Below are 13,301 nucleotides of genomic sequence, written 5' to 3' on the forward strand. Positions count from 1 at the left end.
CCGGAATATGGGGATTGAAACGGCTTTTTTCGAACTTTCGGCCGGCCGCTCGGATCAGCTTCCAGCTTCAACCCTGCCGGAAATTGCTTTTTCCGGCAGATCGAACGCAGGAAAGTCGTCGCTGATCAACCGTCTGCTTCTGCGCAAGTCTCTGGCCAGGACCAGTTCGGCCCCGGGGAAGACCGCAACCGTCAACTTTTACAACCTTGGCTTTTGCCGGTTTGTCGACCTGCCGGGGTATGGGTATGCGAAAGTGTCAAAATCGGAAAAACTTCGATGGGCGGAACTGGCGCAAGGCTATTTCCGCCAGCGGCGCGATATCCGTCTTGTCGTGCAGCTGATGGATCTGCGCCATGCCCCGACCCCGGACGACCTTCAAATGGTAAGTTTTCTGAGCGACGGAAAAGTCCCATTTCTGATTGCGGCAACCAAATGCGACAAACTCAATAAAACGGAGCGCTCTTCTCAGGAGGCAGTGTATTGCGAAAAATTTGGATCGTGTCCGGGGATTCCGATTGTCCCGTGCTCCGCCAAGTCGGGGGAAGGCGTTGGCGTGATTCGCGAAAGAATTCTCTCAGCGTGCAGCTTTGCGGAGAAATAGTTCTTCTATTTGACTTTTCTGCTTTGTAATGATATTCTGTTAAAGTTGGGAGAGTGGTTGCATTGAACTCGAGACTGAAAGACGACAGCGTGGATTTTTTGTTCAGCGCGGTTTTATCTTTAAAAACTCCGGAAGAATGCTATGCTTTTTTTGAAGATCTCTGCACGGTTTCAGAAATCAAGGCGATGTCCCAGAGGCTTTTGGTGGCTCACATGTTGAGCAATAAAAAGGTCTACAGCGATATTGTGGCGACGACCGGCGCCTCCACGGCCACGATTAGCCGTGTCAACCGGTCCCTTCACTATGGATGTGACGGGTACGAGCTCATTTTCCAGAGGCTGGAAGAGGGACAAAAGAATAAATAGATTGAAGCTTTCTTCTGCGGGGCGGTTCGGTGTTTTGCTGGATTCCTTTTAACGCGGCCTGTTGTACTTTTTGTTGGAGCAGGCCGTTCTGCGTTTCGCCGGTGCGCACGCGGAAGAAAGTTTTCTGCCGCCGAAAATTATTACCGGGCCGGCACAATGCTCTGGACCGGAAAGAAAAGAAGATTATGGTAAAAAACCTGAAAAAAGTAGTTTTTCGTGTTGACAAGCGCGGTTAAATATAGTATTATATAACACGTCGCTGATAAATGGGTGAGAACAGTTGACGGGAGCATAGCTCAGCTGGTTAGAGCACCTGCCTTACAAGCAGGGGGTCATAGGTTCGAGTCCTATTGTTCCCACCATTTAGTTGGCTCGGTAGTTCAGCTGGTTAGAACGCTAGCCTGTCACGCTAGAGGTCGTCGGTTCGATCCCGATCCGAGTCGCCATAGTATGCCTCTGTAGCTCAGTCGGTAGAGCAGGGGACTGAAAATCCCCGTGTCGGTGGTTCGATTCCGCCCGGAGGCACCAAAATGCGAACGTAGCTCATCTGGTAGAGCGCCACCTTGCCAAGGTGGAGGTAGCGAGTTCGAGCCTCGTCGTTCGCTCCAGATTGGCGTCATAGCCAAGTGGTAAGGCAAGGGTCTGCAAAACCCTCATCCCCGGTCCGAATCCGGGTGACGCCTCCAAAATGAAAAATTGATTCCATTAAAAGTAACCCGGGCTTTTGTCCGGGTTACTTTTTTGCCTGGCTCCCATTGATATTTAAAAACGCATGTTCTATACTAATTGAAAGCGGCCTGTGCGGAGTCTTCGGTTTTGATGAAAAATGGTAAACGAAGCGTTTATTAGGAAAGGATCTGTTTGAAAGTGGCGAAATTTTGTGTTTCAACAGATTCGGGCTGTGATTTACCCGGAGAATATTGCGAAAAGCGGAACATTTATTTCTATCGAATGAAATACACGGTTGGCGGGGTCGAATATGCGGACCGGATGCACCTCGGAGACTGCCGGGCGTTTTACGATAAAATGCGCGGGGGAGCGGTGCCGCGCACCAGTCAGATGACGCCCGTTGAATTCGAAAATTTCTGGTCGGAGCTTTATCAGAAATATGGGCTGCCGATTCTTCATATTGCGCTGGGAAGCGGAATTTCCGGGACCTACGACAATGCGATGATCGCCAAAACGTTGTTTTTGGGAAAATATCCCGATGCGAAATTATTTGTCATCGATTCAACGCTGGCCTCCATTGGTTACGGAATGCTCTGTATCTGGGCTGCGGACTTGCGTGACGGGGGGAAATCTCCTGAGGAGTGTGAAAAAGCTCTCAATGAGGGAAAGGTGTATATCAATACATATTACACGACCGATGATCTGAAATATTTATATCGCAGCGGGCGGGTAAGCAGGACCGGCGAAATGATCGCTACCGCCCTAAATATCAACCCCATTCTGAATCTTGACAGGGAAGGGCATTTGATCGTCCGTGAAAAAATACGAGGACGGAATCACGCGCTCGGACGTATCGGCGATATTTTAGGGCAGTTGGTTACAAGCCCCGAGAGACAAACGGTGTATATTTGTCATTCGGACTGCAAGAAAGAGGAAGTGCAGTTTTTTTCCCAGGAGATGATCAGCCGCTTTGGCTTTCGGAACTCCTTTGTCAGTTATATCGGCCCCACCATTGGTTCCCACTGCGGCCCTGGACTTTTGGCTGCTTTTTTTGTAGGCCAGGCGCGGGACTGATCGTTGGCTTTCAAAAGGGGAAATCAAATTTAATCCAAATCAATTTCTGCTGCGATATTGACTTTTTAAAGAGTTGGGAATATAATAGTTAAAATTTAAATAGTTAAAGCGATGAAGAAAAAGTATTTGTTTTTGAATGCGCAGAGAGAAGATGTTCGGTGTAAATCTTCGTGAAGAAAACAGAGAAGTCGTTTCCGAGCTGTTGAACTGAACGAGAAAAGTCTATTAGGTTCGACCGGTGCTCCGGCCGTTATAGCGGAAGCGGTATTTAATACTGCGTGAGTGCGGAGTTCTCTCTGAATTAGGTGGTACCACGGATTTTTAATTCGCCCTAAGCTGTTAGCTTAGGGCTTTTGTTTTACCGCCGACGCAGGGCACAAATCCTTACTGTCATAATTCTGAGATAATTTATAAGACTCATCAAATCAATTCATTATAGAAAGGTAGTTTGAGAGATGGAAAAAAAGGATCTCGATTGGGCGAATCTTGACTTCAGCTATAGAAAGACAGACAAAAGATTCGTTTCAAATTATCGTGACGGAGTGTGGGATGAAGGAAAACTGACTGACGATGACATGGTTACAATCAGTGAATGTGCCGGTGTCCTTCAGTATTCCCAGTCTTGTTTTGAGGGCCTGAAAGCGTATACAACGGAGGATGGCCATATCGTGGCTTTCCGTCCGGATATGAACGCAAAACGGATGGAAGGCAGCGCGAAGAGATTGGAGATGCCGGTGTTTCCGCAGGAAAGATTCGTTGATGCGGTCGTCCAGACGGTGAGAGCGAACGCCGGTTTTGTTCCGCCGTTTGGCTCGGGCGCGACTCTTTACGTCCGTCCATACATGTTTGCAAGCGGCAGGGTGATCGGCGTTGCTCCGGCTGATCAATATCAATTCCGTGTTTTTACGACTCCGGTCGGACCGTACTTTAAAGGCGGCGTGCATCCCCTCACACTCTGCGTCAGTGATTTTGACCGGGCTGCGCCGCACGGGACGGGGGACATAAAGGCGGGACTCAACTATGCGATGAGCCTTCATGCGATTGTTACGGCCCACAAAAACGGATTCAATGAGAACATGTATCTCGATGCGGCCACCCGCACCAAAGTCGAAGAAACCGGCGGCGCGAATTTTATCTTTGTTACAAAGGACAACAAGGTCGTAACTCCAAAGTCAGACAGCATTCTTCCGTCAATCACTCGCAAATCGCTTCTGCAAATCGCCAAAGACTATCTCGGCCTCGAAGTGGAAGAAAGAGAAGTGTATTTTGAGGAGGTCAAGGATTTTGCCGAGTGCGGCCTCTGCGGTACGGCGGCCGTTATTTCCCCGGTCGGAAAGATTGTAGACCATGGAAAGGAAATCTGTTTCCCGAGCGGAATGCTGAATATGGGACCAATTACTCAAAAACTGCACGACACACTCACCGGGATTCAAATGGGCCGAATCAAGGCTCCGGCGGGCTGGATCAAGGTAATCGAATAGCCTCGCTTACAATATGTTACTGTGGCACCCCTTTTGTCGAGGGGTGTCCTTTTGTTTGCCCAGTATTTATCTCATTGGTTATCGGTTCCGCGTCGCAGCGCCTGGCTCTTTGACAACTGATATATTCCGTTGTTTTACACTGATTCGCGTTTCATCACCGCGTATCTTAACCCGTGTTTTATTAACATTAGGCTGCTTTACGTTTATAGGCAAGCATTGCGAATAGATACGCAGCAATAAGAATGCCGAGGCACCATGCGAGCGCAATCCAAATGTCATTACCGACAGGCTGCCGTTCGAGCAGAGAACGAATCGCATCGACGATGGAAGTCACCGGCTGGTTTTCGGCAAAGGCGCGGACAGGTCCGGGCATGGACGCTGTTGGCACAAACGCCGAACTGATAAATGGCAGAAAGATAAGCGGGTAGGAAAAGGCGCTTGCGCCGTCCACCGACTTTGCAGTTAGTCCGGCAATCGCCGCGACCCATGTCAGGGCCAGCGTAAACAGCGCGAGGATGCCGGCAATCGCAAGCCAGGACAGTATTCCCGCCGATGAGCGAAAGCCCATAATGAGCGCCACGAGAAGGATGACGACAACCGAAATGGCGTTGGATACCAGCGAGGTCAGCACATGCCCCCACAGAATGGAGGAACGCGCGATCGGCATGGAGTTGAACCGCTCCAATATGCCCTGCTGCATATCCAAAAACAGACGGTAAGCCGTATAGGAGATCCCGGTTGCAATCGCGATCAGCAGAATACCGGGCAGCAGGTAGTTCACATAGTTATCCGTGCCGGTTTGAATGGCGCCGCCGAACACATAGACGAACAGCAGCATAAACGCGATCGGCATGAGGGTAGTGGTGATAATAGTGTCCATACTGCGGAAAATATGGCGCATGGAACGCCCCAGCATGACGCCCATGTCGCTGAAAAAGTGCCTATTCATCGTCATTTTTCGTCCTTCCTGCCAACGATCGCGAGGAATATCTCCTCCAATGTGGGTTGTTTTTCTATATACTCTGCCTTCGCGGGCGGGAACAGCTTTTTCAGCTCGTCAAGCGTGCCGCTCACGATAATCCTGCCCTCGTGCAGAATGGCGATCCGGTCGGCAAGCTGCTCGGCCTCCTCCAGATACTGCGTGGTCAGGAACACGGTCGTGCCATTATCAGCAAGCTCTTTGACCGTTTTCCAAACCTCGATGCGTGCCTCGGGGTCAAGCCCGGTGGTCGGCTCGTCGAGAAAAATAAGCTGCGGCTTTCCGATTAGGCTCATGGCGATGTCGAGCCTGCGGCGCATGCCGCCCGAATAGGTGGAAACCCTGCGGTCGGCGGTGCCGGTCAGGCCGAAGCGGTTCAATAGATCGTCCGCAACCTGCCGGGGATTTTCGAGATGCCGCAGTCTGGCGATCATGACGAGGTTTTCCCGTCCGGTCAATATCTCGTCCACGGCGGCAAACTGCCCGGTCAGGCTGATCGACCGCCGCACATAGTCGGGCTTTGACGTAACATCGAAGCCGTTGACGGTAGCGCTTCCTCCATCCGGTTTGAGCAGTGTGGTAAGAATTTTGACGATCGTCGTCTTGCCCGCGCCGTTGGAGCCGAGCAAGGCGAAAATCTCACCTCGCTTCACTTCAAGATCGACGCCCTTCAGGACTTCCGTGGCCTTGAAAGACTTCCGCAGCCCTTTTACTTGAATCGAGGTATCTATCATTTTGAATCCTTCCCCCTTCCGAATTTTTTCAGTATGTCATGGTTGAGTGCCTCGTGCCAGTCTTCCGTGTATGTTCTGGCATTGCGCAGAAGCTCGTCGCAGAAGGCGGCCACGTCCTCGCCGGTAATCTCCAAAACATGCTTGCCTTCCGCCGCGCCAGCTTTGAACAGTTCTATCAGATCATAATGAATCTTCATCATGTCATAGCCGTCACCTCCCGCGAAATTCCACATATATTTCTGGATTTTTTTAAAGACGAACTGATAGTCTTTGGGCAGAGCCTCCACCCTTGCCATCTGTTGCTTGTACTCGCGCTTGCTCTCAATTATTTTTTTTATATTGAAGTAATTATCGAAAAACTCAGGCATTTGATTGCACCTCCTTAACTAGTTTATTTTGGACGCGATAAATTTCCGCTTTTTCAGAACTTCCCCAGTCCTCACGCCCCGCGCCATTGGAACCAAGCAGGGCGAAAATACCGTTTTTTCCATCCCGCTATCCTCCTTTACTTATCCGTGACCTTTTTCATGGCCTTGTCAACTTCCTGGCTAACAGATTCCTGATAGATGTCCGCGTAAGTTTTTGAATCTTTGATCAGATCGTCGCAGAAAACCGCTACGTCACTGCCTGTCACTTCGAGCACGCCTTTCCCCAAGGCTGCGCCTTCCTCAAAAAGATCGACGATTCCAGAGAGCAGACCCGTCCCCTCGGTCAGCTCGACAGGGCCGACCTTAAAGAGATATTTTTGAATCTCTTTATAGACAATCTGATAATCCTGCGGGAGAGCTTTGACACGCGCCATGTGCGCCCGCCATTCTTTTTTACCTTCGATAATATCGTGTATTCTCATCTTATCCTCCTATTTACTTAATTTCTTGGCGATATTGTTGTTGAGTTGCTCGCGCCACTTGTCGCGATAAGACTTTGCCCCTTCTTCGCCGGCCAGCGCTGAGCAGAAACCTTTGATATCGTCACCCAAAACCTCTCGGACACTCTGGCCGTCCGCCGCCGATTCTTCAAGCAGGCCAAGCACACCGTCAAGAATTGGCATGAGGTTGCGGCCGGTGAAATCTGAGTGCGGCCAGAGGTTGGTCTTGATTTTTCCCCACGCCGCCTGATAATCAGCAGGCAGTTTTTTGACCCGCGATTCAAAAGTTTTCATTTCTTTCGTCATATCGCTGCCTGTGACTTTCTCCCAAAAATTCATTGCTTTTTCTCCTTTAACTCATTGATTCTCGATGATACGAACTCCCATTTTTCCCAGAACCTGCGCAGCTCTTCACGCCCCGCGTCATTGAGCGCAAAAAACTTTCGCGGCGGCCCCATATTGGAGGACTTTTTGGTGATCTCTACCAGATTGCTTTTTTCAAGCCGGATCAGGATGGTGTACACCGTTCCCTCCACAATATCCGCGAAGCCGAGGTCGTTCAGCCGCCGCGTGATTTCGTAGCCGTAGGTTTCTTTGCGGCTTATAATTTCGAGGACGCAGCCCTCAAGCACGCCCTTAAGCATTTCCGTTAGGTTTTCCAGCAGAATCCCTTCCTTCCTATCGTATTCTGTATTACTTACTACTTCTATATAGTAACACACAGTAGATAGTTTGTCAATAGTGCTGAACGCAGGTCCTGCCACAGAAACGCCCCCCGCCTTTAAACGGCGGCACGGCATTTTCACGGCAATACTGACAGAGTGGATAATGCATAAAATATTTTGCACAAGAAAACAGCGGTGTGCTCCCGAGGGGAAGCATATCGCTGTTTGTTGTCAGCAGCTCGTTTCACGGTCTGCGTGTAGTTCTTTAAAAGGGTGTGCAAGTATCCTATCGTTTTCGCGCCGGATTGCTTCGGAAAATAATTTACAATCAGCTTTGATTCAAGACTGCATCAAATAAATGAAATGATTCGCTTCCCGAAGAAGATGGTCCGTATAAAGCGGGAGCATAATGGATTTGACCTTGCATTCGATGATCCCCTGTGTCGCATCCGCTTTGAATCTGCTGATTGCTTGCGTATCTTCCAGAATATCGCCGTCGCTGGGCGTTCCGTTTTGCAAAATCGCGTCAAACGTCTGGGCAAACTGATTCGCAAGTTCAAAATATTTTGTTTCCGTCGGATCGAACTGGCCGCGCATCACCTTAGCGTGGTCGGACATGTTCTGAATCCAGAATTTTTTATAGTCTTCCACAACGTTTTCGTCCCTGCTCTGGAGCTTTGACAGAATCGCGCTGTATCTCTGCGCTTCCTTCAGCACATGCTCCAGATCCGCATTGTACATGAAAGTGAAAAGAGTACAGGCGTTCCGTCGATTCAGAACATCCGTCTTAAATCGCACCAGGGCGTTTGTCTGCATCAATATTGTCTGGTTCAGCGCGGAGACCTCCTGCTCTTTTCTCGGTGTTGGTACAATACCCTGGTTCAGGGGCTGGATGTTGTATTCCATGCGGGTCAAATCGCTGTTGACGGCGATGCCGGTATCCTTCCGGACAATCCTCTCCGCTTCTTCTGTGTAGCGGGTATAGTATTGGCCGGACTGCAATGCCGCCTCGGGGATCGAACCGTTCGCAAGGCCGATCGCAGACTGGAGGAGCCGGTCAAACTGCCGGCGGAATGAATCGGCTTGGGCTCCCAGCTGCTTTCCGGGAGGAGGCATTGTCCCCTCAATGAAAACGGCGTGTTCCTTCATGATTCTAAGCCAGAAAAGATTGTATGTAAGTGACAACTGCACATACTCTTCTCTCGAAAGCACAAGATCACTTCCTAATCATAATGATATACATTTTACGCCCGGCGGAAATAAATTATTACATCGGAATAGTCTGTTCCATACCGAAAAAACGGAGCGGGAAAAATCGTGACGCCGGGGACGGCCGGGACAACGCGGGCCGCATGGATGCCGGAACGAAAATGGGCGGACGCGGGTCGGCTTTCATTTCTGTTTGGTCCTTGACAAAGTGGACTAAAAAGGGATATAATCAAAACACCGGATATACATTAAGTATATCGGAATGATAGGCTATAAACATAAGGGTGAATCCAATGGGAAGCTGTGAAGAGATTGAGGCAAGCATATTCAAAAGATACAGGAGAAAGATATGGATCCCGTTTTTGACGGCGGTGAAGGATTACCGCCTGATCCGGCCGGGCGACCGGGTTGCAGTCTGCATTTCCGGCGGGAAGGACTCCATGCTGACCGCGAAATGCATGCAGCATCTTCAGAAGTACAGCGACTTTCCGTTTGAGGCCGAATATCTGGTGATGGACCCTGGATACAATAGAGAAAACAGGCGAAGGATCGAGGAAAACGCCGCGCTTTTGAATCTCCCGATCCGGATTTTCGAGACACGGATCTATGATATCGTATCCCGCCAGGACGGCTCTCCCTGTTATCTCTGCGCCAGGATGCGCAGAGGTTACCTGTACAAACGCGCGCAGGAGCTGGGCTGCAACAAAATCGCGCTCGGCCATCACTTTGACGATGTGATCGAGACAACCCTGATGAGCATGCTTTACGGCGCGGAGATCAGGACAATGCTGCCAAAGCTCCGCAGCAAGCATTATTCGGGGATGGAACTGATCCGGCCGATGTATCTGGTCCACGAGGCGGATATCAAAAGCTGGCGCGATTCCAACCATCTTGGATTCATCCAGTGCGCGTGCCGCTTTACGGAGAACTGCGAACTGAACGGCGGGAATTCGAAACGCCGGGAGACCAAGGAGCTGATCGAACAGCTCAGAAAAGCAAACCCGGGAATCGACCGGAATATTTTTCACAGCGTCCACAATGTCAATCTGGATATGGTACCCGGATACCGAAGCGGAGGAAAACAGCACAGCTTTCTGGATGACTATGACCTTGAAAGAAAACAATCCGATTGAAACGCCGGGTCTAAAACCGGCGGCGCGGGGAATCCTATAAGGGGTTTTCGGCAGGTTCATTTTCATGCCGAAAGGAGAATATGATCATGAAATTTTGGGATAAAATGAAAAAATCGGTCCAAGGATCTTTGGATAAAATGGCAAAGGAAAATCAGAAACAGTTCGGTGACGGGGTTCCCGATTGCTGCAAAATGAACCGTCAGGGCGCAAAGAAACCGGACGACAGGCAGTAATGCAACGCAGAAGGGAAGATACTTATGGTCAGAAAGGAAACCATAAAAATATCCGGAATGTCCTGCGCGGCCTGCGCCGCGAGGATTGAAAAGGGCTTGAGCAGGGTCGACGGGGTAAAGTCGGCGAACGTCAATCTGGCGATGGAACGCGCCACGGTGGAGTATGACGACGGCAAGGTCGCCCCGGAGAAGCTGGACGGGACGGTGGAAAAACTCGGATATTCCGTCATCCGCGATCCGGAGCCGCATACCGGCAGGGCGGTCCTGAATATCACGGGAATGTCCTGTGCCGCCTGCTCGGCCAGAATCGAAAAGAAGCTGAGCCGGATGGAGGGCGTCCGGAACGCGGGAGTCAATCTGACGACGGAAAAAGCGACCGTGGAATACGATCCGTCCGCCGTCCGCGTGAAGGATCTGGTCGGCGCGGTGGAGTCTCTCGGGTACGGCGCGGAGGAAGAGAGAGAGCTGTCAAAGGACCGGGAGCGGGAAGCAAGGCAAAAGGAGATCAACAGTCTGAAATATTCTTTGATCGCTTCCGTCATTCTGAGTTCTCCTCTGCTTCTGGCCATGATTTTTTCCATGGTTGGAATCGACGTGCCGCTGCTGCACAATCAGTATTTTCAGCTTGCCGTGGCCACGCCCGTCCAGTTCATCATCGGGTTCCGGTATTACCGCAATTCTTACTTCGCGCTCCGGTCCGGAAGCGCCAACATGGATGTGCTCATCGCCATGGGCACGTCCGCCGCGTATTTTTTCAGTTTGTACAATGTCTTTTTTGAGGCTCCGGCGATGGGCGGACACAAGGACCTCTACTTTGAAGCGGCGGCCACCGTCATTACCCTGATCCTTCTCGGTAAATATTTTGAGGCTGTGGCCAAGGGAAAGACGTCGGAGGCTATCAAAAAGCTGATGGGCCTTCAGGCGAAAACCGCGAGAGTGGTCCGGGACGGCAGGGAAAGCGACATCCCGATCGAGGAAGTCCGCATCGGGGACCGCGTGATTGTCCGGCCCGGCGAGCGGGTCCCGGTTGACGGAACCATTGTGGAGGGAACCTCCTCCATCGACGAGTCCATGCTCACGGGCGAGAGCATCCCGGTCGAAAAGAAGCCGGGGGACCTGTGCATCGGGGCGACCGTCAACAAATACGGAACTTTTACGTTTGAAGCCTCCCGTATCGGAAAGGATACGGTCCTTGCCCAGATCGTCAGAATGGTGGAGGACGCCCAGGGCTCCAAGGCCCCGATCCAGAAGATCGCCGACCGGGTTTCCGGCGTGTTTGTCCCCGCCGTTATCGGAATTGCCGCCGTCGTGTTTCTCGTGTGGTTCTTTGCCACCGGCGACCTGAACCGGTCCATCGTCAGCGCGGTTTCCGTCCTGGTCATCGCCTGCCCGTGCTCGCTGGGGCTGGCCACGCCGACGGCGATCATGGTCGGCACCGGACTCGGCGCGGAAAACGGGATTTTATTCAAGGGCGGGGAGCATCTGGAAACGGCTTACCGGCTGAATACGGTTGTCATGGATAAAACCGGGACCATCACAAAGGGCAAGCCGGAGGTGACCGATCTGGTCAGATTCGGCGGCCTGGAGGAAGAGGAGCTTCTCAGGCTTGCCGCTTCGGCGGAAAAACGCTCGGAGCATCCGCTCGGCGTGTCGATCTACGAATACGGCAAAGAAAAACTGGAAACGGTTCCGGACCCCTCGCAGTTTGAAACCATTCCGGGGCGCGGCGTCCGCGCGGTCTCGGAAGGAAAAAACATTCTTCTGGGCACGCGCAAGCTGCTGGAGGAGAACGAAATCGACGCGGCCGGCGCTTCTTCCGTCCTCGAAAAGCTGGAGACCGAAGGAAAGACGGCCATGCTGATGACCGTCGGCGGGCGTCTGGAAGCTGTTTTCGCGGTCGCGGACACGCTGAAGGAACATTCCGCAGAGGCGGTCCGGGAACTTCAGGGCATGGGCGTCGACGTCTATATGATGACGGGGGACAACCGCAGAACCGCCAGTGCCATCGCGAAACAGGCGGGGATCGAACACGTTCTTGCGGAAGTTCTGCCGGAGCATAAGGCGGAAGAGGTGGAAAAGCTCAAAAAAGAGGGAAAAGTGGTCGCGATGGTCGGAGACGGCATCAACGACGCTCCGGCTCTTGCGACCGCGGACATCGGAATGGCGGTCGGAACGGGGACCGACGTCGCGATGGAAGCGGCGGACATCACCCTGATGCGCGGGGACCTGCGCACGATTTCCGCGGCGATCCGCCTGTCCAGGCGGACGATGCGCAAGATCAAGCAAAACCTGTTTTGGGCTTTCTTCTATAATTCCATCGGCATTCCGTTCGCCGCGTTCGGGTTTCTGAATCCGATGATCGCGGGGGCGGCGATGGCGTTCAGCTCCGTATCGGTTGTGACGAACTCGCTGAGCCTGAAACGCTTTCATCCGATGGAACAGCCCGCAAAATCATACAAATCATAATTTGAAGGAGGATTTTTCATGTCGAAAGCCGAACTGATTCTGAATGTAAACGGCATGTCCTGCAGCCACTGCGAACATGCCGTGAAAACGGCGGTGGGCGCCCTGGACGGCGTTGAAAACGTCGCCGTGGATTTAAAGGGCAAGAAGGTCACGACACAGTACGATCCTGCGAAGGTCAATCCGGATCAGATCCGCGATGCGATTGAGGATCAGGGTTACGACGTCGTCTGATCGAATTCGGGAATAGTTACCCCCCGGCAAAGCCGGGGGTTCTTCATATGCGGGCAAAGCCCTGTATTACTGGCTGCGCCTCAAGGCGCTGGTACGGTCTGCCAATTGCAAAAGTTTGTTACTTGCTACCCGTAAACGGGTCTGCATACTCCTTAAGCGTCATCTGGTCTTCAACCTGATCTTCTTCCAATTGATTTTTGATGTACTCAGCTATTGCTTTGTCATTTTTCCCTGCCGTATCTACAAAATAGCCTCTACACCAAAATGTCCGGTTCCCATATTTGTACTTCAAATTCGCGTGCCGCTCAAATATCAGCAAAGTGCTCTTTCCTTTGATAAATCCTACGAATCCGGAAACGCTCATCTTCGGTGGTATTTTTACCAACATGTGTATATGATCCGGACACACCTCTGCTTCCATGATTTCCACCTGTTTCCAGTTACATAACTCCCGCAGTATTTTTCCTATCTCAGCCCGCATATTTCCGTACGCTACTTTTCTACGATACTTGGGTGCAAACACTATGTGGTATTTGCAATTCCAGCTCGTATGGTTTAAACTATCTATATCATTCGTCTTCATGTCGAATGTG

At 51.5% G+C, this 13,301-nt stretch carries 16 protein-coding genes, 5 tRNA genes and 1 other annotated feature; of the genes, 13 read left to right on the forward strand and 8 right to left on the reverse strand.

Annotated features, from left to right (window positions below; genetic code table 11):
* Positions 1-7: 7 nt before the first annotated feature.
* The 9 genes from yihA (at position 8) to VA597_RS08450 (ending at position 4,190) form a co-directional block, all read left to right on the forward strand.
* The gene (yihA, locus tag VA597_RS08410; RefSeq protein ID WP_128742342.1) at positions 8-601 is read left to right on the forward strand and encodes a ribosome biogenesis GTP-binding protein YihA/YsxC; all 594 of its coding nucleotides are present in this window, start codon (positions 8-10) and stop codon (positions 599-601) included.
* A 62-nt stretch (positions 602-663) separates the two neighbouring features.
* Positions 664-966: a YerC/YecD family TrpR-related protein gene (locus VA597_RS08415; protein WP_128742343.1), complete on the forward strand. Its 303-nt coding sequence runs from the start codon at positions 664-666 to the stop codon at positions 964-966.
* Positions 967-1,251: 285 nt separating this feature from the next.
* A tRNA-Val gene (locus VA597_RS08420) sits at positions 1,252-1,328 on the forward strand.
* A 7-nt stretch (positions 1,329-1,335) separates the two neighbouring features.
* Positions 1,336-1,412 (forward strand) — tRNA-Asp (locus VA597_RS08425).
* Between the two features lie 6 nt (positions 1,413-1,418).
* Positions 1,419-1,494 (forward strand) — tRNA-Phe (locus VA597_RS08430).
* Positions 1,495-1,498: 4 nt separating this feature from the next.
* A tRNA-Gly gene (locus VA597_RS08435) sits at positions 1,499-1,574 on the forward strand.
* Between the two features lie 4 nt (positions 1,575-1,578).
* A tRNA-Cys gene (locus tag VA597_RS08440) sits at positions 1,579-1,652 on the forward strand.
* A 181-nt stretch (positions 1,653-1,833) separates the two neighbouring features.
* Positions 1,834-2,709 carry a DegV family protein gene (locus VA597_RS08445; RefSeq protein WP_243112776.1) on the forward strand — a complete coding sequence of 292 codons (876 nt, stop codon included), beginning with the start codon at positions 1,834-1,836 and terminating at the stop codon, positions 2,707-2,709.
* Between the two features lie 102 nt (positions 2,710-2,811).
* Positions 2,812-3,046 (forward strand) — a binding site (T-box leader).
* A gap of 118 nt (positions 3,047-3,164) precedes the next feature.
* Complete coding sequence (locus VA597_RS08450) at positions 3,165-4,190, forward strand: branched-chain amino acid aminotransferase (RefSeq protein ID WP_128742345.1); 1,026 nt, start codon at positions 3,165-3,167, stop codon at positions 4,188-4,190.
* 187 nt (positions 4,191-4,377) lie between these two features.
* Here VA597_RS08450 and VA597_RS08455 read toward each other — a convergent pair whose 3' ends face one another.
* The 7 genes from VA597_RS08455 to VA597_RS08485 form a co-directional block, all read right to left on the reverse strand.
* A complete protein-coding gene (locus VA597_RS08455) occupies positions 4,378-5,139 on the reverse strand; it encodes an ABC transporter permease (RefSeq protein WP_128744271.1) in 762 nt (253 codons plus the stop codon).
* A 2-nt stretch (positions 5,140-5,141) separates the two neighbouring features.
* Positions 5,142-5,903 carry an ATP-binding cassette domain-containing protein gene (locus VA597_RS08460; protein ID WP_205703215.1) on the reverse strand — a complete coding sequence of 254 codons (762 nt, stop codon included), beginning with the start codon at positions 5,901-5,903 and terminating at the stop codon, positions 5,142-5,144.
* Positions 5,900-6,271: a DUF1048 domain-containing protein gene (locus VA597_RS08465; protein WP_128742346.1), complete on the reverse strand. Its 372-nt coding sequence runs from the start codon at positions 6,269-6,271 to the stop codon at positions 5,900-5,902. Before VA597_RS08465 ends, VA597_RS08460 begins: the two co-directional genes overlap by 4 nt.
* 137 nt (positions 6,272-6,408) lie before the next feature.
* Positions 6,409-6,753 (reverse strand): DUF1048 domain-containing protein, encoded by a 345-nt coding sequence (locus VA597_RS08470; RefSeq protein WP_128742347.1) that lies wholly within the window; start codon positions 6,751-6,753, stop codon positions 6,409-6,411.
* A gap of 9 nt (positions 6,754-6,762) precedes the next feature.
* A complete protein-coding gene (locus tag VA597_RS08475) occupies positions 6,763-7,110 on the reverse strand; it encodes a DUF1048 domain-containing protein (protein WP_128742348.1) in 348 nt (115 codons plus the stop codon).
* The gene (locus VA597_RS08480; protein WP_326975641.1) at positions 7,107-7,415 is read right to left on the reverse strand and encodes a PadR family transcriptional regulator; all 309 of its coding nucleotides are present in this window, start codon (positions 7,413-7,415) and stop codon (positions 7,107-7,109) included. The genes VA597_RS08475 and VA597_RS08480 overlap by 4 nt, the downstream gene beginning before the upstream one ends.
* Positions 7,416-7,775: 360 nt before the next feature.
* Complete coding sequence (locus tag VA597_RS08485) at positions 7,776-8,648, reverse strand: DUF2935 domain-containing protein (RefSeq protein WP_128742349.1); 873 nt, start codon at positions 8,646-8,648, stop codon at positions 7,776-7,778.
* Between the two features lie 290 nt (positions 8,649-8,938).
* Here VA597_RS08485 and VA597_RS08490 point away from each other — a divergent pair, with 290 nt between their 5' ends.
* From VA597_RS08490 to copZ, 4 genes are all read left to right on the forward strand, one after another.
* Positions 8,939-9,778: a tRNA lysidine(34) synthetase gene (locus VA597_RS08490; protein WP_128742350.1), complete on the forward strand. Its 840-nt coding sequence runs from the start codon at positions 8,939-8,941 to the stop codon at positions 9,776-9,778.
* Positions 9,779-9,864: 86 nt separating this feature from the next.
* Positions 9,865-10,011, forward strand: a complete 147-nt coding sequence (locus VA597_RS08495) for an LDCC motif putative metal-binding protein (RefSeq protein ID WP_164919003.1) — start codon at positions 9,865-9,867, stop codon at positions 10,009-10,011.
* Between the two features lie 24 nt (positions 10,012-10,035).
* Positions 10,036-12,477, forward strand: a complete 2,442-nt coding sequence (locus VA597_RS08500; protein WP_128742351.1) for a heavy metal translocating P-type ATPase — start codon at positions 10,036-10,038, stop codon at positions 12,475-12,477.
* 18 nt (positions 12,478-12,495) lie between these two features.
* Positions 12,496-12,708, forward strand: coding sequence for a copper chaperone CopZ (copZ, locus tag VA597_RS08505; protein WP_128742352.1), 213 nt, complete (start codon positions 12,496-12,498; stop codon positions 12,706-12,708).
* Between the two features lie 118 nt (positions 12,709-12,826).
* Here the strand turns inward: copZ and tnpA are convergent, their stop codons facing one another.
* A complete protein-coding gene (gene tnpA / locus VA597_RS08510; RefSeq protein ID WP_128742353.1) occupies positions 12,827-13,291 on the reverse strand; it encodes an IS200/IS605 family transposase in 465 nt (154 codons plus the stop codon).
* Between the last annotated feature and the right edge of the window lie 10 nt (positions 13,292-13,301).

It is taken from the genome of Caproicibacter sp. BJN0012 (genome assembly GCF_035986805.1).
Taxonomy (GTDB): Bacteria; Bacillota; Clostridia; order Oscillospirales; family Acutalibacteraceae; genus Caproicibacter.